Annotated in this window: 20 protein-coding genes and 1 pseudogene; 7 read left to right on the top strand and 14 right to left on the bottom strand. The window is 68.4% G+C overall.

Annotated features, from left to right (window positions below; genetic code table 11):
• Nucleotides 1–89: 89 nt before the first annotated feature.
• Entirely contained in the window at nt 90–284 is a 195-nt protein-coding gene (locus tag A5697_RS03720; RefSeq protein ID WP_068008122.1) for a hypothetical protein, read from the bottom strand.
• Nucleotides 285–554: 270 nt separating this feature from the next.
• Here A5697_RS03720 and A5697_RS03725 point away from each other — a divergent pair, with 270 nt between their 5' ends.
• On the top strand, nt 555–2,591 hold the full coding sequence (locus tag A5697_RS03725) for a glycoside hydrolase family 15 protein (RefSeq protein ID WP_067942905.1): 2,037 nt from the start codon (nt 555–557) through the stop codon (nt 2,589–2,591).
• A gap of 10 nt (nt 2,592–2,601) precedes the next feature.
• Here the strand turns inward: A5697_RS03725 and A5697_RS03730 are convergent, their stop codons facing one another.
• From A5697_RS03730 to lepA, 4 genes are all read right to left on the bottom strand, one after another.
• Nucleotides 2,602–3,393, bottom strand: a complete 792-nt coding sequence (locus tag A5697_RS03730) for a sensor domain-containing protein (RefSeq protein ID WP_068008099.1) — start codon at nt 3,391–3,393, stop codon at nt 2,602–2,604.
• Nucleotides 3,394–3,512: 119 nt separating this feature from the next.
• Nucleotides 3,513–4,253 carry a sensor domain-containing protein gene (locus A5697_RS03735; protein ID WP_231971969.1) on the bottom strand — a complete coding sequence of 247 codons (741 nt, stop codon included), beginning with the start codon at nt 4,251–4,253 and terminating at the stop codon, nt 3,513–3,515.
• A gap of 38 nt (nt 4,254–4,291) precedes the next feature.
• A complete protein-coding gene (locus A5697_RS03740) occupies nt 4,292–5,011 on the bottom strand; it encodes a sensor domain-containing protein (RefSeq protein ID WP_068008126.1) in 720 nt (239 codons plus the stop codon).
• An 8-nt stretch (nt 5,012–5,019) separates the two neighbouring features.
• Nucleotides 5,020–6,903 carry a translation elongation factor 4 gene (gene lepA, locus A5697_RS03745; protein WP_067942910.1) on the bottom strand — a complete coding sequence of 628 codons (1,884 nt, stop codon included), beginning with the start codon at nt 6,901–6,903 and terminating at the stop codon, nt 5,020–5,022.
• 93 nt (nt 6,904–6,996) lie between these two features.
• Between lepA and A5697_RS03750 the strand changes: the two genes are divergently transcribed.
• Nucleotides 6,997–7,596 (top strand): type II toxin-antitoxin system PemK/MazF family toxin, encoded by a 600-nt coding sequence (locus tag A5697_RS03750; RefSeq protein ID WP_068008106.1) that lies wholly within the window; start codon nt 6,997–6,999, stop codon nt 7,594–7,596.
• Between the two features lie 129 nt (nt 7,597–7,725).
• On the opposite strand, the gene A5697_RS03755 is transcribed toward A5697_RS03750, so the two are convergent.
• On the bottom strand, nt 7,726–8,154 hold the full coding sequence (locus tag A5697_RS03755; RefSeq protein ID WP_066952803.1) for a CBS domain-containing protein: 429 nt from the start codon (nt 8,152–8,154) through the stop codon (nt 7,726–7,728).
• A gap of 192 nt (nt 8,155–8,346) precedes the next feature.
• On the opposite strand from A5697_RS03755, the gene A5697_RS03760 reads away from it, so the two are divergent.
• On the top strand, nt 8,347–9,186 hold the full coding sequence (locus A5697_RS03760) for a ribonuclease Z (RefSeq protein ID WP_067942913.1): 840 nt from the start codon (nt 8,347–8,349) through the stop codon (nt 9,184–9,186).
• A 3-nt stretch (nt 9,187–9,189) separates the two neighbouring features.
• On the opposite strand, the gene A5697_RS03765 is transcribed toward A5697_RS03760, so the two are convergent.
• From A5697_RS03765 to A5697_RS03780, 4 genes are read right to left on the bottom strand one after another with little or no spacing between them, the layout of a single operon-like run.
• Nucleotides 9,190–9,864, bottom strand: coding sequence for a hypothetical protein (locus tag A5697_RS03765; RefSeq protein WP_231971970.1), 675 nt, complete (start codon nt 9,862–9,864; stop codon nt 9,190–9,192).
• 25 nt (nt 9,865–9,889) lie between these two features.
• The gene (locus A5697_RS03770) at nt 9,890–10,729 is read right to left on the bottom strand and encodes a transglutaminase family protein (protein WP_067942915.1); all 840 of its coding nucleotides are present in this window, start codon (nt 10,727–10,729) and stop codon (nt 9,890–9,892) included.
• Entirely contained in the window at nt 10,729–11,706 is a 978-nt protein-coding gene (locus A5697_RS03775; protein ID WP_067942917.1) for an alpha-E domain-containing protein, read from the bottom strand. Before A5697_RS03775 ends, A5697_RS03770 begins: the two co-directional genes overlap by 1 nt.
• The gene (locus tag A5697_RS03780; protein ID WP_068008109.1) at nt 11,706–13,388 is read right to left on the bottom strand and encodes a circularly permuted type 2 ATP-grasp protein; all 1,683 of its coding nucleotides are present in this window, start codon (nt 13,386–13,388) and stop codon (nt 11,706–11,708) included. The genes A5697_RS03775 and A5697_RS03780 overlap by 1 nt, the downstream gene beginning before the upstream one ends.
• Before the next feature lie 137 nt (nt 13,389–13,525).
• Between A5697_RS03780 and rpsT the strand changes: the two genes are divergently transcribed.
• Nucleotides 13,526–13,786, top strand: coding sequence for a 30S ribosomal protein S20 (gene rpsT, locus A5697_RS03785; RefSeq protein ID WP_066952793.1), 261 nt, complete (start codon nt 13,526–13,528; stop codon nt 13,784–13,786).
• A gap of 9 nt (nt 13,787–13,795) precedes the next feature.
• On the opposite strand, the gene holA is transcribed toward rpsT, so the two are convergent.
• The 3 genes from holA to A5697_RS03800 are packed head-to-tail and all read right to left on the bottom strand — an operon-like array spanning nt 13,796 to nt 17,240.
• Nucleotides 13,796–14,764: a DNA polymerase III subunit delta gene (holA, locus tag A5697_RS03790; protein ID WP_068008112.1), complete on the bottom strand. Its 969-nt coding sequence runs from the start codon at nt 14,762–14,764 to the stop codon at nt 13,796–13,798.
• 26 nt (nt 14,765–14,790) lie between these two features.
• Complete coding sequence (locus A5697_RS03795; protein WP_068008113.1) at nt 14,791–16,383, bottom strand: ComEC/Rec2 family competence protein; 1,593 nt, start codon at nt 16,381–16,383, stop codon at nt 14,791–14,793.
• Nucleotides 16,384–16,388: 5 nt separating this feature from the next.
• Nucleotides 16,389–17,240 carry a ComEA family DNA-binding protein gene (locus A5697_RS03800; RefSeq protein WP_068008116.1) on the bottom strand — a complete coding sequence of 284 codons (852 nt, stop codon included), beginning with the start codon at nt 17,238–17,240 and terminating at the stop codon, nt 16,389–16,391.
• Between the two features lie 196 nt (nt 17,241–17,436).
• Here A5697_RS03800 and A5697_RS03805 point away from each other — a divergent pair, with 196 nt between their 5' ends.
• Genes A5697_RS03805 through A5697_RS03815 form a run of 3 tightly spaced genes read left to right on the top strand, consistent with a single transcriptional unit; the run spans nt 17,437 to nt 20,137 of the window.
• Nucleotides 17,437–18,597, top strand: coding sequence for an acyl-CoA dehydrogenase family protein (locus A5697_RS03805; RefSeq protein WP_068008128.1), 1,161 nt, complete (start codon nt 17,437–17,439; stop codon nt 18,595–18,597).
• A 7-nt stretch (nt 18,598–18,604) separates the two neighbouring features.
• On the top strand, nt 18,605–19,711 hold the full coding sequence (locus A5697_RS03810) for an acyl-CoA dehydrogenase family protein (RefSeq protein WP_068008119.1): 1,107 nt from the start codon (nt 18,605–18,607) through the stop codon (nt 19,709–19,711).
• Nucleotides 19,712–19,714: 3 nt separating this feature from the next.
• A complete protein-coding gene (locus A5697_RS03815; protein WP_067942928.1) occupies nt 19,715–20,137 on the top strand; it encodes a PPOX class F420-dependent oxidoreductase in 423 nt (140 codons plus the stop codon).
• Nucleotides 20,138–20,176: 39 nt separating this feature from the next.
• On the opposite strand, the pseudogene A5697_RS03820 reads toward A5697_RS03815, so the two are convergent.
• Nucleotides 20,177–23,395 (bottom strand): annotated as a pseudogene (locus A5697_RS03820) (SDR family NAD(P)-dependent oxidoreductase); the annotation flags it as partial.
• Nucleotides 23,396–23,519: the final 124 nt, after the last annotated feature.

Raw genomic sequence — 23,519 nt, forward strand, 5'->3', positions numbered from 1 at the left:
GCACACTCAATGCGTTAGCCACCACGCGACGATCACCAGCACCACGAGCGAGACCAGAATCAACGTCACGTGTGACCGGGGCATGGGCGCTACCCTGGCGCCTCACCGGCGCGGCGGGCGCGGCGCATCAGGGTGATGCTTTTGCCGAGCAGGCCGTCGAGCAGTCCCGCCGTCACCGCGGCCACTACCAGCACAACCGGCATCACCACCATGGCCTGGAGTACGAAAGCGAGCCCGGAAAGCCACAGCTCGTTGCCGTCCCACCAATTCAGGAATGCGGTCACGAAGCTCACCCTATTCGGCCCTGCAGCCGAAAACCAACGTGCGCGTGTCCGCCCCGTCGGCGGCGGCCCGGCGGGCACGGTGCCGGCCCGCGCCCGGGTAGACGTCACGGTGATTGAAAAGCGGGCCCCGGCGCTGCGGCGAGTGCTCGCCTGCCGCGTCGCGATCGGCGGGCTTCCGGAGCGGTTGGCTCGGCGCCGCGGGTCATCCGAAGTTGCGCCACGTCGGCGAAAGAATGGACGCCGGGCCGGTCAACAGATGATGATGTCGGGATGGTCCTGCACGCCCAGCCCGACGACCAGCCCGCCGACGCCATGCCCGAGGAGGCATTTCAAGCGGACACGGCGGCCTTACCTTCGCCCATCGACTTCAGCGCGCCGGCTCCGCTGGCCTCGAGCGGGGCACTGCGGAACCCGTTCCCGCCGATCGCGGACTACGCGTTCTTGTCCGACTGGGAGACGACCTGCCTGATCTCGCCGGCCGGCTCGGTCGAATGGATGTGCGTGCCGCGCCCGGACTCGCCCAGCGTCTTCGGCGCCATCCTGGACCGCAGCGCCGGCCACTTCCGGCTCGGCCCCTACGGCGTCTCGGTGCCCTCGGCGCGGCGCTACCTGCCCGGCAGCCTGATCATGGAGACCACGTGGCAGACCCACACCGGGTGGCTGATCGTGCGCGACGCGCTGGTGATGGGGCCCTGGCACGACATCGAGCGCCGGTCCAGGACCCACCGCCGCACGCCGATGGACTGGGACGCCGAGCACATCCTGCTGCGAACGGTGCGCTGCGTCAGCGGCACCGTCGAGCTGATGATGAGCTGCGAACCCGCGTTCGACTATCACCGCGTGGGCTCCACCTGGGAATACTCGGCCAACGCATACGGCGAGGCGATCGCGCGGGCCACCAAGCAGCCCGACGCCCACCCGACCCTGCGGCTCACCACCAACCTGCGGATCGGGCTGGAGGGCCGCGAAGCCCGCGCCCGCACCCGCATGAAGGAGGGTGACGACGTATTCGTCGCCCTGAGCTGGACCAAGCACCCGGCGCCGCAAACCTACGAAGAGGCCGCCGACAAGATGTGGCAGACCACCGAGTGCTGGCGGCAATGGATCAACATCGGCAACTTCCCCGACCACCCGTGGCGCGCCTACCTGCAGCGCAGCGCGCTCACGCTGAAGGGGCTGACGTACTCGCCCACCGGGGCGCTGCTGGCGGCCGCCACCACCTCGCTGCCGGAAACGCCGCAGGGCGAACGCAACTGGGACTACCGCTACGCCTGGGTGCGCGACTCCACGTTCGCGTTGTGGGGGCTTTACACGCTCGGGCTGGATCGGGAAGCCGACGACTTCTTCGCGTTCATCGCCGACGTCTCGGGCGCCAACAGCAACGAGCGGCACCCGCTGCAGGTGATGTACGGCGTGGGCGGCGAACGCAGCCTGGTGGAAGAAGAGCTGCACCACTTGTCCGGTTATGACCACGCCCGACCGGTGCGCATCGGCAACGGGGCCTACGACCAGGTCCAGCACGACATCTGGGGCTCCATCCTCGATTCGTTCTACCTGCACTGCAAGTCTCGTGAGCAGATCCCGGAGAGCTTGTGGCCGGTGCTCAAGAAGCAGGTGGAAGAGGCCATCAAGCACTGGCGGGAGCCCGACCGGGGCATCTGGGAGGTCCGCGGGGAACCGCAGCACTTCACCTCGTCGAAGGTGATGTGCTGGGTGGCGCTCGACCGCGGGGCCAAGCTGGCCGAGCGGCAGGGCGAGAAGAGCTATGCGCAGCAGTGGCGGGCCATCGCCGAGGAGATCAAGGACGACATCCTGCAACACGGGGTGGACTCCCGCGGGGTGTTCACCCAGCGCTACGGCACCGACGCGCTCGACGCCTCGCTGCTGCTCGTGGTGCTCACCCGCTTTCTGCCCCCGGACGACCCCAGGGTGCGCAACACCGTGCTGGCCATCGCCGACGAACTCACCCAGGAAGGCCTGGTGCTGCGCTATCGGGTGGAGGAGACCGACGACGGGCTGTCGGGCGAGGAAGGCACGTTCACGATCTGCTCGTTCTGGTTGGTCTCGGCGCTGGTGGAGATCGGCGAGGTGGCGCGCGCCAAGCGGTTGTGTGAGCGGCTGCTGTCCTACGCCAGCCCGTTGCACCTCTACGCCGAGGAGATCGAGCCCCGGACGGGCCGGCACCTGGGCAACTTCCCGCAAGCGTTCACCCACCTGGCGCTGATCAACGCGGTGGTGCACGTGATCCGCGCCGAGGAGGAGGCCGACGGCTCCGGGATGTTCCAGCCCGCCAACGCGCCGATGTAGCACACCGGCCTCAGCCCAGCGCGCTCACTTTGTCTCGCATGACTTGCGCGATGTCGAGGGCCCTGGCGTTCGTGTCACGCGGCGCTTCCTGCGATGCGCCCGATGAGTCGACGAAGTCAACCTCAACTTCGATGAGGCAATTGTCCCGCACCCCAACGGCCCGCTCGGCGGGGAGGGATGGGGGCGAGAACGACGGCGGTGTGTTCCATTGCGTCGAAATGGTAGCCGCAACAACGGAAACGGCGCTTTGCACGTGGGAAATCTTCACTTCCAGCGGCAGGCTTCCGCCCGAAAGGGGGACCGTCTTCCCATCGCATTCGCGCCACTGCCTGGCGAACGTCGCGAACACGGCGTAGGCGTCGGCGGCCGTGGGCATGCTGAGGGCCGCCTCTTGCACCCTGGTCACCGCCGCGCCGGACGCGGCGGGCCGCCATGTTGTGAGCGCGACGGCTCGCACGTTGGCGGACCGATAAGCGCCCGCCTGCATCATCACCGCGACCCCGAGGCAGCCCTCGCCCCCCTGTGATGGCTCACCGCCCAACATCTCGGCGCCCCCGACAAGCGGCGGGGAGCGGGGGTCGAGCTCCACCGGCTCCCTGACAACGCGGGATAGCGCGCTCTTGCCGAGAAGCACCCGCTCGAGGGTCTGCCCGTCGAGGAATCGCGACGTGCGGTTCGCCGGTGGCCGCGCCGCGCCACCGACCGTGGTGGAGCAGGCCGTGGCCGAGATCAGAACGACCGAAAGCGCTGCGGCGCACCGACGTCGTCGCCGGGATACCCCACTGCCGCAAATACTTTCCATGCGCTTCTCGGCTACCTCCCACTTCGCCCGAGTTTAGGCTTGAGGGCACGGCGAACCCGTCGGCCACGCGTGAGCACAGCTCAACCCCAGACAAGTCCCAGGTTGGTGGCAGCTGCCGGTCAGCTCAGCCCGCTGACCTTGTCCATCATCGCGTGCGCGATGTCGATGGCGCTGCGGTTCACGTCGCCCGACCCCTCGTCCGACGAGCGCGTCGAATTGAAAAATGCCACTTCGACTTCGACGAGGCAGTTCCCCCGTACGCCGATGGCGCGCGCCTCGGGCCTGGGTCCGCTCGACGGCAGGCCCGGCAATTGGGTATCGATCGAAATGGTCGCGGCCAGAACCGATTCTGAGAGCCGGACCTCGGAAATGGTGTCCGCGAAGACGATCGCGGGGCGGTCGGTGATGATGCTCGGGCGTCCGATGGTCACGGTGGTGCCGTCGCAGTCGCGCCACTGCTGTGCAAACTGTTGGAACAACGTGGCGGCCCCGGCGGCGCTGGAGAGGGCGACCACACCCTCGGCGACGCTGATGATCTTCGCCGGCCCGCGCTGGTTCCACCACGTCTCCCGCGCCGCATTCTTGACGTCGCCGGATCGATATACGTCCTTCACCATCATCGACGCGACACCCACGCAATTGGCGGGCGAGACCGCACCGAAGGCCGGCGGCAGCACCTCGGGACCGCCGAAGCGCGCCGGGAGGTCGTTTTTGCTTCCGAAGGACTGGCCAAGCAGCTTCGACAGCTCGGCGTCGTCGAGGAGCACCTGCTTGACCGGTTGCCCGGTGACCGGGTGGGGCTTCAGATTCGGCGCTGGCCGCGCGGTGCCGTCGACGGTGCAGCCGGTGGCGAGCGCCACGGCGGCTAGGCAGGAGAGGACGATTCGGGCGGTTCTCATCAGTTGCTGCTCGAGACTTTTCGCAACATCACCTCGACGAGATCGACCGCCCTGCGGCCGGCCTGCACACGCGGACCGTCGGCTACTTTGACGTCGGCGATGACATCGCCCTTGACGCCCACGGCTCGCTCGAGCGGGCACGGCGGAGCGTGATGGTTGTCCCACGCGACAACGGTCGCCGACAGTACCGGCCCGTCGACGCGGGTGTCGGTCACCTTCGAGTACAACTCGGTGTCGCTCGAGTCGTGGGTGTACATGGTTACCGTGGTGCCGTCGCAGCGTTGCCATTGCTCGACAAACGAAGCGAAGAGCCGTTGCGCGTCGGCCGTGGATGCCAGCTTGATCGCCGCCGCCGTTGCGCTGGACACGGCCACGCCGGAGTCGTAATTCCAGTAGTTCTGCGTCGCGGCCGCATGCACGTGGCCAGGTTCGTAGACGATGCGCATCGCCGGCGCGACGACCCCGAGGCATTGGATCGGTGCGGCGCCACCGCTGTCACGGATCCCGTTGGGCAGCAGGTCAATACCACCCACCTGCGCCGGGCTGTGCGGCGGCAGCTCGTTCCCGACGGCTGCGCTGACCTCCGCGTCGTCCGGCAGGACTTGCTCGAGCGGCAGGGCGGCGGCGCCGAGATGACCGGCGCGCACGGGTGTGCCGTTGACGGTCGTGACGCATCCCGTGCTCAGCAGACCGATACCCACCATGACAACCGCTCGCATCGGCACGGCTACTTCTTGCCCTTGTCGCCGGCGGCGTCCGTGGACAGGGCCGCGACGAAGGCCTCCTGCGGCACATCGACCCGTCCGATGGTCTTCATCCGCTTCTTGCCTTCCTTCTGCTTTTCCAGCAGTTTGCGTTTGCGGGTGATGTCTCCGCCGTAGCACTTGGATAGCACGTCCTTGCGGATCGCCCGGATATTCTCGCGCGCAATGATTTTCGATCCGATTGCCGCCTGCACCGGCACCTCGAACTGCTGGCGCGGAATGAGCTCTTTCAGCTTGGTGGTCATCTTGTTGCCGTACGCCGAAGCCCCATCCTTGTGCACGATCGCAGAGAACGCGTCGACGGCCTCGCCCTGCAGCAGGATGTCGACCTTGACCAGTTGGGCCTCCTGCTCGCCGGCCTCCTCGTAGTCGAGGCTGGCGTAGCCGCGGGTGCGCGACTTCAGCGAGTCGAAGAAGTCGAAGATGATCTCGCCGAGCGGCATCGTGTAGCGCAGCTCCACCCGCTCGGGTGACAGGTAGTCCATGCCGCCCAACTCGCCGCGGCGCGACTGGCACAGCTCCATGATGGTGCCGATGAACTCGCTGGGCGCGATGATGGTGGTCTTCACGACGGGCTCATACACCGTGCGCACCTTGCCTTCCGGCCAGTCCGACGGGTTGGTCACCACGATCTCGCTGTCGTCCTCTTTGATGACCCGGTAGACGACGTTGGGCGACGTAGAGATCAGATCCAGGTTGAACTCGCGCTCCAGACGTTCGCGGGTGATCTCCATGTGCAGCAGGCCCAGAAAGCCGCACCGGAACCCGAAGCCGAGCGCCACCGACGTTTCCGGCTCGTAGGTCAGGGCCGCGTCGTTGAGCTGCAGCTTGTCCAGGGCGTCGCGCAGATCCGGGTAATCGGAGCCGTCCACCGGGTACAGGCCCGAGTACACCATCGGCTTGGGCTCGCGATACCCGGTGAGGGCCTCGGTGGCGCCGTGCCGGGCCGTCGTCACCGTGTCACCGACCTTGGACTGGCGGACGTCCTTCACACCGGTGATCAGGTAGCCCACCTCGCCCACGCCCAGGCCCTCGCTGGGCTTGGGTTCGGGCGAGACGATGCCCACTTCGAGCAACTCGTGGGTGGCGCCGGTGGACATCATCAAGATGCGCTCCCGCGGGACGATCTTGCCGTCCATCACCCGGACGTAGGTCACCACGCCGCGGTAGATGTCGTAGACGGAGTCGAAGATCATCGCGCGGGTGGGTGCGTCGGCGTCGCCTTGGGGATGCGGCACCAGCCGGACCACCTCGTCGAGAAGGTGAGCCACGCCCTCGCCGGTTTTGCCGGACACCCGCAGCACGTCGTCCGGCTCACAGCCGATGATGTGTGCGAGCTCTGCCGCGTAGCGGTCCGGGTCGGCCGCGGGCAGGTCGATCTTGTTGAGCACCGGGATGATGGTCAAGTCCCGATCCAGGGCCAGGTACAGGTTGGCCAGCGTCTGCGCCTCGATGCCCTGGGCCGCGTCGACCAGCAGCACCGCGCCCTCGCAGGCCTCCAGCGCCCGCGACACCTCGTAGGTGAAGTCGACGTGGCCCGGGGTGTCGATCAGGTGCAGGACGTAATCTTGGTCCCCGACTTTCCACGGCAACCGGACGTTCTGCGCCTTGATGGTGATCCCGCGCTCCCGCTCGATGTCCATCCGATCCAGGTACTGGGCCCGCATCATCCGCTCGTCGACGACGCCGGTGAGCTGAAGCATCCGGTCCGCCAGCGTGGACTTGCCGTGATCGATGTGGGCGATGATGCAGAAGTTCCTAATCTGCGCCGGCGCGGTGAAGGTCTTGTCGGCGAAACTGCTGATGGGAATCTCCTGGTCTGAACACGATTGCGGCCGCCTGAACACCGGCCCATTGGTATGTCCAGGGTATCTAGGCGGGGTGCCCGAGACCTACTTGGACACAATCGCACCCGCGCGATGCGCGTCTATGCTGCGAATATGGCGTCGGCCCGCAAATCCCAGTGGAAGACGTTCCAGCGGTTCGCGGAAAACCTGGTCTTCGATCGGGCCCCGCGACTGGCCCGGCACGTGCAGAACTCGCAGACCGTGCTGCGCGAACTGCAGCACGCCGTGAAGATCACCGCGAACGTCATCGCGGCCGCCGCGCCGCAACCGCCCGCGGTCACCGCGGGCCGCCCGGTGACCAGCACGAGCTTCCCGACCGCGCAGCGCGCGCGCAAGCTGGTCTACGCGCCCGACCTCGACGGCCGTGCCGATCCCGGCGAGATCGTCTGGACCTGGGTGGTTTACGAGGACGACCCCACCCGGGGTAAGGACCGGCCCGTGCTCGTGGTCGGTCGTGACCGCCGCGTCTTATTGGGGTTGATGGTGTCCAGCCAGGAACGCCACGCCGAGGACCGGGACTGGATCGGAATCGGTTCCGGCGCCTGGGATTACGAAGGCAGGCCTAGCTGGGTTCGGCTGGACCGGGTGCTCGACGTCCCCGAGGAGAGCATTCGCCGCGAGGGCGCGATCCTGGACCGCGAGATCTTCGAAGTGGTGGCCGAGCGGCTGCGCGCGGACTACTCCTGGAGCTAGTCGCCCAACGTGTAACCACGGCGACAGAATGGCCGCATTTTCGCCCTGAATGCACGCTCGGCGGCAGGGCAGTCAGCCCCGCTCGGCGACGATGCACGCCGTGAAACGGCGTGAGGAGAAGCCGGGCATTCAGCCCTGCGTGATGTAGGACTGCAGCTGCTGCTGTTCGGCCTCGAGCTCTTCCATCCGGGTCTTAACCACGTCGCCGATGCTCACGATGCCGATCAGCTTCTTGCCGTCCAGCACGGGCACATGCCGCACCCGGTTCTTGGTCATCAGCACGCTCAGGGAGTCGACGGTGTCGGCTTTCGTGCAGGTGGCGACGGTGGTGGTCATGATCTTCGAGATCGGGCGCGACAGCACGCTGGCGCCATGGGTGTGCAGCTCGCGCACCACGTCGCGCTCGGAGACGATGCCTACGACGCCCTCGTCGCCGACGACGACCATGGCGCCGATGTTCTGCTCGGCGAGCCCGGCGAGCAGCTCTTTCACCGTCGCCTCGGGGTTGATGGTCACCACCGCCGCGCCTTTGTTCCGCAAGACGTCTGCTATCCGCATCAAAGGCCTCCAGCTGGTTGTGATCCGCTTCACAACAGGCTACGGCTTACTCGTGCGGCGCAAAAGCCACGACGAGAAGCGGTAGCCGATCCGTGTCCATACCCTGACGTCGCCGTTCGAAACCAGGACGTCCGACCGGTCGGATCCCCCGAATGGGCCACTGCGGCGGGCCGCGGCTTGCAAGATAGGGCCATGATCGAGATCACGCTGCTGGGGACCGGGAGCCCGATCCCCGACCCGAACCGGGCCGGCCCGTCGACTCTGGTGCGGGCCGGCGGGCAGGTGTTTCTGGTGGACTGCGGGCGTGGGGTGTTGCAGCGCGCGGCGGCCGTCGGCGTGGGCGCCGCCGGATTGTCGGCGCTGCTGATCACCCATCTGCACAGCGACCACATCGGGGACCTCGGCGACCTCCTGATCACCCGCTGGATCAGCACCTTCGCACCGGACCCGGCGCCGCTGCCGATCATCGGGCCGCCCGGGACCGCGGAGACGGTCGAGGCGACGCTGCACGCGTTCCGCCACGACATCGAGTACCGGATCGCTCATCACGCCGACCTGAACGCCCCACCGTCGGTCGAAGTCCACGAATGCACCGAGGGGGCGGTGTGGGACCGCGACGGCGTGTCGATCCGGGTGGCACCCACCGATCACCGACCGGTGGCCCCGACCATCGGGTTCCGCGTCGACTACGGCACGGCGTCGGTGGTGCTCGCCGGGGACACGGTGCCCTGCGCCGGCCTCGACGGGCTGGCGGCCGGCGCCGGCGCTTTGGTGCACACCGTGATCCGCAAGGACATCGTCGGCAACATCCCGCAACAGCGGCTCCAAGACATCTGCGACTACCACTCGTCGGTCGAGGAGGCGGCGGCAACCGCGGCCCGCGCGGGGGTGGGCACGCTCGTCATGACGCATTACGTGCCCGCGCTGGTGCCCGGCCAGGAAGAGCAGTGGCGGGCCCTGGCGGCTTCGGCGTTCGACGGGCGGATCGAGCTCGGCGACGACCTGCATCGCGTCGAAATCGACGCGCCGTAACGGTCAATCCGCGATGTCGTTGCGGCGCAACGGCAGCAGCGCCGCCGCCAGCACCAGCCAGCACAGCGCCGACACCCTGGCAACCGGCAGGATCACGCCCAGGGCCGGCCAGACCAATACCGCCGTCGCCGCTTCGGCGAGGGCGGCGATTCCCAGGCCGGCCCAGGCCACCGGGCTCGGCAGCAAGCCCCGGCTCAGGGCGGGTCCCGCGATCCCGGCGACCATCAGGCCCAGGGCCACGATGTGTCCCGGGCCGCCGACCAGAAACACCAGCAGGTACAGCGCGTCGACCACCGTCGCGTCCCCGGCGACTTCGGGCCGCGACAGCGGCCAGGCCAGCAGGCCGCACAGCCCCAGCGCGCCAGCGGCCAGGACGCCTCCCGTGAGCGCGACCGCGGCTCCCGGCCCGGCAGCGCCGAGCCGGCGCAGCCGGACGCTGACCGTCGCCGTGTAGGCCGCCAACGGGATCGACGACGCAAACGTCGCCACGGCGATGACGCGCACGGCGACCGGCTCCGCACGGACGTAGGCCGCCACCGCGGCCGCCGGACCGTACGGCAGCGGCATCACACCGCCCAGGGCGATCCCGACGGCGATCCCGCCGAAGAGCACCGCGACACACAGCGCGGACAGCAGCAGCAACGAGGGACCACCGCGGTTAGGCGCAGTGTCGTTCATGGCGTGAACGCTATGCCCGCGCCGGCTAAGCCAGCCGGGTGACCTCCACGACGACGTCGAGATCGGTCGCCCCCTGACCGGAGTAAATGCCTTTCAGGGGAGGGACGTCGGTGTAGTCGCGGCCGGCGCCCACGCCGACGTATTGCTCGGAGATCTCTGTTCCGTTGGTGGGGTCGTAACTCCACCAGCCGCCCGTCCACGCCTGAATCCACGCGTGGCTGCGCCCGTCCACGGTGTCCCCGACCACGGCGTCGCGCTTGGGATGCAGGTAGCCCGACACGTAGTACGCGGGAATCCCCATGGCCCGCAACAACATCAGCGACAAGTGCACGAAGTCCTGGCAGACACCCCGACCCGCGTTCAACGCGTCCAGCCCCGACGAGTGCACGCTGGTGGTTCCCGGGAGATAGTCCAGTTCGCCGCGCACCCATTCGCTGGCGGCCGGGACGGCCTCGGCGGGCTGGTGCGACTTGGCGATCTTCTTGGCCACGGACGCAACCTTTTTGCTCGCCGGGGTATGCCCGGTGGGGCGAAGCAACTCGTCGAACCGGTCGATCACCGCCTCGGACTTGAGCTCACCCCAGCCGACGTCGGTCACCGGCGGTTCCGGCTGCTCGGTTTCCACCACCGACGACGACGTCACCGTTAGGTCGGTGTGCGGCGCGTGCAGATCGAATGCCGTTACGGCGGTGCCCCAATAGTCGATGTAGCGATAGGACCGGGTCGCGGGGATTGTCTCGACGCGATTGAGGATGACGTTTTGCCTGGTGTTCGACCGCGGGGTCAACCGCGCTTCGTTGTAGGACGCGGTCACCGCCGACTGGTAGGCATACCCGGTGGTGTGCACCACCCGCAGCCGCCACATCAGCCGTCCCCTTTGCGGCTGACCAGCCGGCCGCGATCGCCGGCATCCGACCACGCCACCCACGGGGTGACGTGAAAGTACTGCACCGACAACGCTTCTCCGACGTCGTGGCAGGTTCGCTGCAGGCCCGCCAGGCGAGTCTCCAGGGACTCCAGCAGTACACCGGGTTGCACGAATTCGAGTTCGCTTCGGGCCTGCCCGAGCAGCCGCTGCGCCTCCCCGGTGGCGCCGATCCGGCTCTGCCGGGAGTGCAGCAGTTCGTCGAGGTTGTGTTCGGCGAGCCGCAGGGAATAGAACACCGAACGCGGGAACAACCGGTCCAGCAACATGAATTCGACCACCCGCCCGGCGTCCAGCACGCCGCGATAGGTGCGCAGGTAGGTGTCATGCGCACCCGCCGAACGCAACAGCGTCACCCACGCCGGGGACGAAGCGCTGTCGCCCACCCGCGAAAGCAACAGCCGCACCGTCATGTCCACCCGCTCGATCGCACGGCCCAGCACCATGAAGCGGTACCCGTCGTCGCGGGACAGTGTCGAGTCGGCCAGGCCGGCGAACATCGCCGCCCGGCCCTCGATGTAGGACAGGAACTCATGGGGCCCAAGGCGTTTCGCGGCACGCTCGCGTTCGGGCAGGGCGTGATAGGTGGTGTTGAGGCACTCCCAGATCTCGCTGGACGTCACCTCGCGCGCCGACTTGGCGTTCTCCCGCGCCGCCGTGATGGCGTCGACGATCGAACTTCCCCCCGAAGCGTTGGTGCTGAAGGCCACCAGGTCGGTCAGCGACCAGACGTCGAGGTCGTGGTGCGGGGGGTCGATGCCGAGCACCCGCAGCAGCAGCCGGGACGCCTGGTCCGGGTCGACGCTGGACTCCTCGAGCAATTGGTGCAGCATTACGTCGAGGATGCGCGCGGTGTCGTCGGCGCGTTCGACATAGCGACCGATCCAGAACAGCGCCTCCGCGTTACGGGCCAGCATCAGCGCTTCGCCCGCCGTTGTTGCCGCTGAAACTGCTGTTCCTGCGGGGATTCCGTGGGTTGCGTCTGGGTCTGCGCGAAACGCTCCGCGCCGTCCAGCACCGGGTCGGACATCGACTCGGGCAGCGAGCGGACGACTTCCGCCGCGCCGAGCTCGTGTTCACCGCCCGAGGTCCGCGACGCCAGCACCCAGGTGTCCTTCGAGCCACCGCCCTGGCTCGAGTTGACCACCCGCGAGCCCTCGACCAGGGCCACCCGGGTCAGGCCGCCGGGCAACACCCAGACGTCGTCGCCGTCATTGACCGCGAACGGCCGCAGGTCGACATACCGGGGCGCCAGCGTGTTCCCGATCTGCGTCGGCACGGTCGACAGTTCCATCATCGGCTGGGCGATCCAGCTGCGCGGATCGTCGCGGACCTTCTTGGCGACTGTGGCCAACTCCTTCTCGGAGGCTTCCGGCCCGAACACGATGCCGTAACCCCCGGACCCCTCGACCGGCTTGAGGACCAATTCGTCGATCCGGTCCAGCACCTCTTCGCGTTCGTCGTCGAGCCAGCACCGATACGTCTCGACGTTGGCCAGCAGCGGCTTCTCCCCCAGGTAGTACTCGATCATCGTCGGCACATAGGTGTAGACGAGCTTGTCGTCGCCCACACCGTTGCCGATGGCGCTGGAGACGACGACGTTGCCGGCGCGGGCGGCGTTGACCAGGCCGGCCACCCCGAGGACCGAGTCGGCGCGGAACTGCAGCGGGTCCAAGAAGGCGTCGTCAATGCGCCGGTAGATGACGTCGACCTGCACCTCCCCCTCCGTGGTGCGCATGTAGACCTGGTTGTCGCGGCAGAACAGGTCGCGACCCTCGACCAGCTCGACTCCCATCTGGCGGGCCAGCAGCGAGTGCTCGAAGTAGGCCGAGTTGTAGACCCCGGGAGTGAGCACCACCACGGTCGGGTCGGCCTCGTTGGTGGCCGCGGAATTGCGCAACGCGCGCAGCAGGTGCGACGCGTAATCGTCGACCGCACGCACGCGGTGGGTGGCGAACAGATTCGGGAAGACCCGCGCCATGGTCCGACGGTTCTCCATGACATACGACACCCCGGAGGGCGAGCGCAGGTTGTCCTCGAGGACGCGGAAGTTGCCCTTCTCGTCGCGGATCAGGTCGATGCCGGCGACGTGGATGCGGACGCCGTTGGGCGGGACGATGCCCATCGCCTCGCGGTGGAAATGCTCGCAGGAAGTGATCAGGCGGCGCGGGATGATGTCGTCGTTCAGGATCTCCTGATCGCCGTAGATGTCGTCGAGATACATCTCGAGCGCCTTGACGCGCTGGATGATGCCGCGCTCCAACCGGCTCCACTCGGCGGCCGAGATGACCCGCGGAACCAGGTCGAGCGGAAAAGGCCGCTCCTGACCCGACAGCGAGAAGGTGATGCCCTGGTCGATGAAGGCGCGACCCAGCGCTTCGGCGCGGGCCTTCAGGTCCGAGGCGTCCGATGGCGCGAGCTCGGCGTAGATGCCCTTATAGGGGCCCCGAACGGAGCCGTGGGCATCGAACATCTCGTCAAACGCCATCGAATAGATGTCGGAGGACGTGTTGTAGCCGCCGAAAATGCGCTCGGCGCGCGCGGCGCGCAACCCCCGCCCGGTTTCCTCGAGCTGGCTCGGAAGACTCACTTTTAAGATGCTGCCTCAAATTGACGTTATGGCAGGCCACGGGTTCCCGTTTTGGGAGAAAACGTAACCGACTGATAACCTGGGCAGTCGCTGTGGTGACATCCGGCGCCCCCAACAAACGTCGAAGCGGAGAAGGAACTAGAAGCGTGGCCAACATCAAGTCGCAGCAGAAGCGCAATCGCACCAACGAGCGCGCCCGACTGCGCAACAAGTCGGTGAAGTCGTCGCTTCGCACCGCCGTCCGCGCGTTCCGTGAGGCCGCCCACGCCGGCGACAAGGAGAAGGCCTCCGAGTTGCTGGCCGCGACCACCCGCAAGCTGGACAAAGCGGCCAGCAAGGGCGTGATCCACAAGAATCAGGCGGCCAACAAGAAGTCGGCCCTGGCGCGCGCGCTCAACAAAATCTGACCCGCCCGCTCATCGGTTCCGGTTCGCGGCCAGCTCGGCCACCGTCCTGACCGCCGATTCCAGCGCATAGTCGGCGTCCGCCACCGCACCTTTGACGTTCGCGTTGAGCGCCGCCACCACCTTCATCGCGGCCGCGACGCCGTCGCGCGACCAATACCGAGCCTGTTTCTGGGCCTTCTGCACCCGCCACGGCGGCATCCCCAGTTGCGACGCCAGCCGATAGGGATCGCCTGACAGCGGAGCGACCCGCCCGATCGTGTGGACCGCTTCGGCCAGCGCGTCGGCCAGCACCACCAGCGGCTCCCCGCGCATCATCGCCCACCGCAGCGCTTCGGCCGCCCCCGCGACGTCGCCGGCCACCGCCTTGTCCGCGATGTCGAACCCCTTCACCTCGGCTTTGCCGCTGTGATAGCGGCGGACCGCGGCGGCATTCACGACCCCGCCCGTGTCGGCGACCAGCTGCGAGCACGCGGCCGCCAGCTCCCGCACGTCGGAGCCGACCGCGTCCAGCATGGCGGTCACGGTCTCCTCGTCGACCTTGACGCGCAGCGCACGAAACTCCTTGCGGACGAAGTCAATTCGCTCGCTGACCTTGGTGATCCGCGCGCACGGGTGCAAGACGGCGCCCAGTGACTGCAACTCGGTGGCCAGCGCCTTGGCCCGCCCGCCGCCCGAATGCACGACCACCAGCATCGTGCCCAGCGGGACGTCGGCCGCGGCCGAGGCGATCACCGCGGCCGCCTCCTTGCCCGCTTCGCCTGCGGACTCCAGCACGACGATGCGCTCGTCCCCGAACAGCGACGGGCTCAGCAGCTCGGCGAGCTCGTAGGTGCTGACGTCACCCGCCCGCATTCGGCTGACCGGAACGTCGTCGATCCCGGCCCGCTGGCGCGCCGCCCTCAGTACGTCGGCCACCGCCCGCTCGACCAGCAGCTCCTCGTCTCCCAGGACCAGGTGCAACGGCGAAACCTCTGTCACCCCACGATGGTGTCACGACGGACCGACTACGCCGCCCCGGGATCCATCACCGTCGACACCCACCAAGCCAGCGCGCAGAGGGCGGCCGTCAACGCGCCCAGGCCGACCGCGGCGCCAAACCAGCGCCGGCCGCGCAGCCTCGTGACCGCCACGACGATCAGCGCGGTCACCCCGGCGACCAGCACCACTCCCGGCACCCCGGACGGAACGGGCAGCGTCGCACTGGGCGCGCCCGCCGACCAGTGCGCCACCCGCACCACCCACCACAGTTCGGGACCGGTGAAACGGACCAACACGTGCGCGCCGGGCGGCCACACCACGCTGAGCACGGCGGCCGCGCTGCCGAGCACGGTGATCGGCGCGATGACCGGCGCCGCCGCGAGGTTGGCGCCCACCGCCACCAGGCTGACCCGCCCGGAGATGCCCGCCACCAGCGGGGCGGTCACGACATGCGCGGCCGCGGCGATCGCCAGGGCGTCGGCCAGCGGCTTGGGGCAGCCTCTCCCCACCAGGCGGCGCGACCAGGCCGGCGCGATCACGACCAACGCGGCCGTCGCGACCGCCGACAGCGCGAAGCCGACGTCGACGGCCAACTGGGGGGCCAGCGCCAGCAAGACCAGCACCGCGGCGCAAAGCGCCGGAATGGCTTGCCGCCTGCGCGAGGACAGCAATCCCGCCAGCCCGATGGCGCCCATCACGGCCGCCCGCAACACGCTCGCCGTCGGTTCCACGACGATGACGAACGCGATCAGTGTCAGGGCAGCCAGCACGACCGCCGCCCGTGGACCGATCAGGCGTGCGGTGAACAGCACGGCCGCACACACGATGGTCACGTTGGCGCCCGACACCGCCATCAAGTGCGTCATCCCGGCCGCGCGAAAGTCCCGGTCGGTCTCGGCGGGAACCGCCGAGGTGTCGCCCAGCACCAGGGCGGGCAGCATCGCCGCCTGCTCGACGGGCAACGCACCGCGAACCGCGGTTTCGAACCTGTCGCGCACCGTGTGCGCCGCCCGATGCACGGCGCCGGCGGTGCCCAGAGTCGGGCGGCCCGACGCGTTGAGCACAGCGACGGTGAGGTCGCGGCGGGTCGGGCGGCTGATCCTGGCGGTGAACCGCATTGGCCGACCCACCATCAACCCGTCGCCATCCGACGCGAAATCCGGTGCGCGCGCGAAAACGACCACCCGCCCCGAGATCTGCGCGTCGCGCAGACGCTGCAGCGTGGCGCGAAACATGAGCCGGCCGCGGCCCAACGACACCGGGCTCTCCGTTGGGGTGACCGTCACCGGGGCGGCCGTCCCGAACGCCGCGGTGATCGGGTGGCGATCGACCGCCTCGGCGCGCAACGCGGCCGCGAAGCCGAACCCGGCGCCGGTGACGCCGACCGCGACCAGGCCGGCGCTGACGGCCCGATGCCTCCCCGTCTCCCCTCGCCGGCGCGCGGCGCGCCAGACCAGCGCGCCGGCGGCGGCGACCAACAACAGGCAGGCCTGCGCGATCACCCGGCCGATCGGCCACCAGATCCCGGCGGCGGTCACCACCCAGCAGGTGAGCGCGGCCGGCACCAGGCGCGCGTCAACGCGTGCCGCGCCCGGTTCGGCGAGGTCGGAATCGTGCACGGGGGTCAGACACGGACCAGGGCGCGCAACTTCTCCAATCGCGCGGGCCCGATGCCGTCGACATCGGCGAGCTGGTCGACGCTGGTGAATTTGCCGTTCGCCTGCCGCCAGGCCACGATCGCGGCGGCCGTGACCGGCCCGACGCCGGGCAGGGCGTCCAAGTCGTCCACGGTCGCGGTGTTGAGGTCGAGCACCTCACCCGCCTTCTGCTTGCCCGGCCCCGCTCCGGTCCGTGGTGGCGGTGGCTTGGACGTCGGTGTCGTACCGGAGGCCACCGAGCTTCCCAACGCCGCCGACCGTCCGGGGATGGGCGGAAGCCCGACGACGATCTGCTCGCCGTCGCCGAGCGGACGCGCCATGTTCAGCCCGACGGTGTCCGCGCCGTTGACCGCGCCGCCCGCGGCCTGCAGCGCGTCGGCGACGCGCGCCCCGGGCGCCAGGGTGACCAGTCCGGGGCTATGCACCAGGCCCACCACGCTCACCACCACCGGCCGGTCGGGGCCGGCGCTGGGGTTCGCCGACGATTTGGGGCTCGCCGTCGACGCCTTCTCGACCGGCGGCAATTTCGCCGACATCACCGGCGCCGGCCGGTCACGCAGCAGCGTGAACACCGTGACCAGGACGGCCAGCGCGGCCACGATCGCCAACCCGACGGCACCCGCACGGCCCGGGTCGGCGCGCAGCCTGGCCATCCAGCCCCGATCCGGGGCCGCAGCCGGCAGCCACCGCGGCAGCAGTGAATTCTGGTCCTCGTCCACCGCCTCCCCGGGCGACGCCGACCCGGCGCCGTCGGACTCGGCATCCGGTTCGGCACCGAGTCGCCGCTGCAGACGCTCGGCGGGAAGTTCTGTTCGCATGCGCCGACCGTAGGTGCGCCGACCGCCAGATCGGCCCCCGAGCGGCGGCACCGGGACCGCGACTGTGGACTAAGCCGAGGCTGTGCACAAACCGCTATACGGGATGGGTCAAGATGGACCGAAGAACGCATCGCCAGAACCGGGCATCCATCCGACGCTGGTAGCCACGTTCACCCCCAGACGACAGGAGGCCGCCGTGCAACTGGCGCTCACACCGGAGGAAGCCGCGTTCCGCGACGAGCTCCGCACCATCTACACCACCAAGATTCCGGAGGAGCTGCGCGAGCGGGTACGCCGAGGTTCGGCGGAGGTGAACCACGAAGACATCGTGACCAGCCACAAGATCCTGCACGAGCACGGTCTGGCGGTACCGAACTGGCCGGTCGAGTGGGGCGGCAAGGACTGGACGGCCACCCAGCACCAGATCTGGGCCGACGAGATGCAGCTGGCGTGCGTCCCGGAGCCGCTGAACTTCAACACCAAGATGGTGGGCCCGGTGATCGCGGAATTCGGTTCGGAGGAGGTCAAACAACGCTTCCTGCCGCCGACGGCCAGCCTCGACATCTGGTGGTGCCAGGGATTCTCCGAGCCCGAGGCCGGTTCGGACCTGGCGTCATTGCGCACCACAGCGGTGCGGGACGGCGACAGCTACGTCGTCAACGGCCAGAAGACCTGGACCACGCTCGGCCAGTACGCGGACTGGATCTTCTGCCTGGTGCGCACGGACCCGCAGGCGCCCAAACGGCAGGCAGGCATCTCGTTTCTGCTGTTCGAGATGAAGACCCCGGGCATCACGCTGCGGCCCATCAAGACGATCGACGGTGGCCACGAGGTCAACGAGATCTTTTTCGAAGACGTCCGGGTGCCCGCCAACCAGCTTGTGGGAGAAGAGAATAAGGGCTGGACGTACGCCAAGTTCCTGCTGGGCAACGAGCGCACCGGCATCGCCGGCGTCGGCCGGACCAAGGTGCGCCTCGCCGAGGTGAAGAAACACGCGGCGGCCACCGGGGTGTTGCAGGATCCCCTGTTCGCGGCCCGCCTGGCCGAGGCCGAAAACGAGTTGCTGGCATTGGAACTCACGCAGTCGCGGGTGGTCACGGACTCCGCGAACGGGCAACCCAATCCGGCTTCGTCGGTCCTGAAGCTGCGCGGCAGCCAATTGCAGCAGATCGCCACCGAGCTGCTCGTCGAGGTGGCCGGGCCCGATGCCCTGCCGGCCGACGGCGAAGACATCGCGTCTCCGGACTGGGCGCAACACAGCGCGCCGCACTACCTCAACTACCGCAAGACGTCGATCTACGGCGGCAGCAACGAGGTGCAGCGCAACATCATCGCGTCCACCATTCTGGGATTGTGAGGCAGCCATGGACTTTCAGTTGACCGACGAGCAGACCCTGCTGCGCGACACGACCCGCGAGCTGCTGTCGCGCAGCTATGACCCGGAGAGCCGCAACAAGGTGATCGGCTCCGACCTGGGCTGGAGCCGCGAGGTGTGGAGTCAGCTCGCCGACACCGGGATCCTCGGCCTCGGCTTCGACCCGGACGAGGCGGGCCAGATCGAGATCATGGTCGTGCTCGCCGAAGCCGGGCGCCGGTTGGCCCCCGAGCCGATCCTGCACGCCGCGCTTGCGCCCGGCGCGCTGATCGCCGAGCGGGGCACCGACGCCCAGAAGGCGCAGCTCGAAGACGTCGCGGCCGGCCAACGGCTGCTGGCCTTCGCCCACCTGGAACCCGGCCACCGTAAGCCGACCGCGGACGTGGGCACCAAGGCTGTGCGGCAAGGAGATTCGTGGACATTGAGCGGGCGCAAGAACCCGGTGCTCGCCGGCGACTGCGCCGACGCGCTGGTGGTCAGCGCCGCCTTGCCGGACGGCGGCACCGGCCTGTTCCTGGCCGACGCGGGCGCGGTCACGCGTCACCCATACCGGACCTTCGACGGACAACGCGGCGCGCAGGTCGACTTCGACGCAACACCGGCGGAACCCTTGGGTGAAGCCGTCGACGCGTCCCAGGCCATCCTCGGCACCATCATCCGCATTCAGGCGGCGCTGTGCGCCGAAGCGGTCGGGGTGATGGAGGAAGCGCTGCGGCTGACCACCGATTACCTCAAGACCCGCAAGCAGTTCGGCGTCACACTCAACAAGTTTCAGGCACTCACGCAGCGGGCGGCCGACATGTACGTTTCGCTGGAACTGGCCCGCAGCATGAGCATGTACGCGTCGATGTCGATCGCCGACGGCAACCTCGAGCCGGTGATCGCCTCGCGCGCCAAGCTGCAGATCGGCCGCTCGGGTCGGCATATCGCCCAGGAGTCGATTCAGCTGCACGGCGGGATCGGCGTGACCGCCGAATATCCGGTCGCCCACTATGCGGCCCGGCTCACCGCGATCGAACACATCCTGGGAACCTCAAGCGACCACCTGCACAATCTGATCGACCACATCGGCGACTACGACCTCGCCCGCCTCTAGCCCATGACGGAGCTGTCCGACAGAGTCGTCGAGTTCCTGTCAGCCGGCACCCGTACCGGGATGCTCGGTTACGTCGCAGGCGACGGCCGGCCGCTGGTCGCGCCGGTGTGGTTCGTGGTCGATGGCAACCAGCTGGCGTTCAACACCGGCCGCGAAACGTCGAAAGGGCGTGCCCTGCGCCGTGATCCGCGAGTGGTGATCTGCGTCGACGATCCCCATCCGCCGTATTCGTTCGTTCAGGTGCAGGGCGTGGCCACGGTGAGCGAGGAACCGGCCGACGTACTCGACGTCGCCACCCGGACCGGCGCCAGGTACATGGGTGCCGACCGCGCCGAGGAGTTCGGCCGCCGCAACTCCGCGCCCGGCGAACTGGTGGTGCGGGTGCGCCCGACCAAGGTGATCGCCGGTTTCGATATCAGCGACTGACGCGGGGGCCGAAGAACGCGAACCGGTTCGTCGCGGGGATCATCCGGGCGCGCCGACGGGTTCGCTACCGCCTGACTCCGGAACCAGATCCGGCACCTGGCTGGCCAGGTACTCGGCGAGCGAGCTGATCGTCGGGTAGTCGAAAACCGCTGTGGCGCTGATGGTGAACGCGCCGCCGAACTGGCCGTACAACCGGTTGCGGAGTTCGACCGCCATCAGCGAATCGGTACCGAGGTCGAGGAAGCGGCTGGTCGCGGCGGGCGGCTGCGCGAGCCGCAGGAATTGCTGCACCTCCTGCTGCAGGAATTCGGTCAGGAAACTGACCCGCTCCGCCTCCGGCACCTCATGCAGCTTTTTGAGCAGCTCGCTGTCGCCGGGCGTCGTGGCGGTCTCGCGCGGCAGCAAGTGGTCGAGAATCGGTGGGCGTGAACCCCGCAGCATCTTCGCGGCACGCTGCCAGTTGGCCTTGATCACGGTCGCCTGCCCCGTTCCGTGGGCAACGATTTCACCGAGCGCATTGAGGGCTGCCGTGGGTTCCACCGAAACCAGGCCTTGCGCACCGAGGTTGGCGCGCGCGGCCTCCGAAGCGGCCATGCCGCCGTGCGCCCAGGGACCGAAGTTGACACTGGTCGCGGGCAAACCTTGCGCTCTGCGTTCGGCAACGAGCCCGTCGAGCAACGCATTGGCGGTTGCGTAGTTGGCCTGGCCGGGCGAACCGAGCACGCTGGATATCGAGGAGTAAAGGATGAAGAAGTCCAGATCGTCTTTCCTGGTCAATCGGTGCAGATTCCAGGCGCCCAACGCTTTCGGCAGCAGGGTCGTCCGGAAGCGTTCGACGCTCTGCTGCGGCAGCAGCGCGTCGTCGAGGACGCCCGCCAGGTGCAGCACCCCCGCCAGCGGCGGCAGCTCCGCCCGGATCCGCTCCAGCAACTCCTCGACCTGGGACTCGTCGCCGACGTCGGCCGCAACGGTGTGGATCCGGCAGCGGTAGCGCTCGGTGATGTTGGCGATCACCTGTTGCGTGTCCGCGTCGGGTTCGCGGCGGCCGGTCAGCACGATGTCACCGGCACCGAGTTGGGCGAGGTAGGACGCCGTGTGCAGGCCGAGGGCTCCGAGGCCCCCGGTGATCAGATAGCTCCGATCACCTTGCGGCTGTAGCGGGTTCGGCATCTGCAGCACGATCTTGCCGATGTGCCGCGCCTGCTGCATGCGCCGAAACGCGGTCTTGGCCTCGCTCAGCGGGTAGATCTCGGCGGACAGCGGCGTCCACTCGCCGCTGCCCAACCCGTCCGACACTTCGGTCAGCAATCGCTGGATGCGTTCTGGGTCTTGCAGAATCGTCCCGTCCAGTGCAACCACTTCGTAGTCGATGTCGGGACGGGCCGCCGCCATTCGCTCCGGGGTCCAGATGTCCCGCTTGGCGATCTCGGCGAAGCGCCCATTGTGGGCGGTGGCCCGCACGGTCGCTTCCACAAAGCCCTCGTTGGTCAGGCTGTTGAGCACCACATCGACGCCGGCACCGCCGGTGTCGGCGAGGATCTGTTCCGCGAAATCCGTTGTGCGCGAGTCATATACATACTCGACACCCAGGTTGCGCAGGGTCGCGCGTTTGTAGGCGCTGGCGGTGGCGAAGACGGTCGCCCCGTGCTGCTGCGCCATTTGGATGGCAGCCAGGCCGACGCCACCGCTCGCGGCGTGAATCAGCACGCGGTCACCCGGCTTCAGCTGCGCCCAGTCGAACGCGAGCCGGGCCGTCAGTGCGGCAGCCGGAATGGTCGCCGCGGCCACCGCGCTGAGCCCGTACGGCACCGGCGCCAGCAATTGAGCGGGAACATTGATCCGACTGGCGAACGCTCCCTGCATGAAGCCAAAGACGCGCTGGCCGACCTCGAATCCGGTTACGTCGGAACCCAACTCGGTGACGATACCCGCGAAGTCGCCGCCGATCAGCCCCGGATCGCCCGGGTAGAGGCCCAGCACATTGAGCACATCCCGGAAGTTGAGGCCGGCGGCCTCCACCCGAACTTGCACCTGGCCCGCGGCCGGCGACAGCACTTCCGTCTCGGCGAGTCGCAGGTTGTCGATGGCGCCGCGTTCAGTCGGCGCCAGGACATAGTCGCCTGTGCGCGGCACCGCGAGGTGACCGCTGCGTGCCCATGGCACCAGCCTGGATGCCAGGAACTTGCCTTGCCGCAGTGCGAGTTCCGGCTCGTGGACAGATCCGTCCGGTGCGCGGAGCAGGCGTGCGAGCGAGTGCGCGGCCGTGTCCGATCCGTCGTGGTCGGCCAGCCTGCAGCGCAGCGTGGGCTGCTCGGCGATGGCGGTACGCCCCAGCCCCCACAGCGCCGCCTGCACCGGATCCACCTTTTCGCCGGGTTCGGTCGCCACCGCTCGTTCGGTGATGATCCACAGCCCGCCAGGCAGATTCACTCCCTCTTCGGCCAGCAGAGTTCGCATCGCGCCGAGGATGTTGTCGATGTCGGTCTCCAGCCGAGCGCCGAACTCGTCGCTTGACTCCTCCGAGTTCGGTCGGCCCCCGCCACGCCAGACGATGCCGGTGATCGACGCACCGCTCTCCTGGGCGCGTGCGATGAGCTGCTGCCAGCCCTGCTGGCCCATCGCCGCTTCGGACCGGATACAACCCGGTAGCTCGGCGGCCAGCTCGTCGAAACCTGCGACCAGCCATGTGCCGTGGGCTTTTTCGCCGGGTCCGGTATCACTGATCGGCTCGGGCACCGGCACCTCATGCCAGCCCAGGGTGTACAGCAACCGGGAAGCGTCGCCGCCAAGCCCGCGCAATAAGGCTTCCCGGGGCGCGCGTTTGACGGTGAACGCGCGTATTCCGCCCAGGTGGCGGCCATTCCGATCCACGAAATCGAGATCGAAGACCTGGGTTTCGCTTTCGATACCGCCGGTACGCCACTTCGCGCGGCAGTAGAACCGCTGTGGCATCCGATCCGACAGCACCACCCGTCCGTACCGCAGCGGGAGAAACAGATCCGGAACCGCGCCCTGTTCGGTGGCCGCGAGAAGCGCCGGGAAGGCCGGGAAGGCGACGCCGGTGCAGAGGTCCAGCAGCACCGGATGGATGGGCTCACTGCCCAGATGTTCGGCGAGTTCGTCGCCGACGACGACATCGCCGAGCGCCTCACCTTCGCCCACCCAAAGCGATTTCAGGGATGTCGACCAGGTGGGTCCCCACGCCAGCTCCATGTCGGCGAAGAGCCGGACGTTGACTCGGCGGAACCTGTCGAGGCGGCGATCGAGCGGTTGAACCGCACCCGTCCGCAGCAGCTGTTCGACACCTTCGCCGACATGGAGCTGGCGTGGGGACCCACCTGGTCGACATCCCTGAAATCGCTTTGGGTGGGCGAAGGTGAGG

This window comes from Mycobacterium sp. E3251, from assembly GCF_001666835.1.
Lineage (GTDB): Bacteria > Actinomycetota > Actinomycetes > Mycobacteriales > Mycobacteriaceae > Mycobacterium.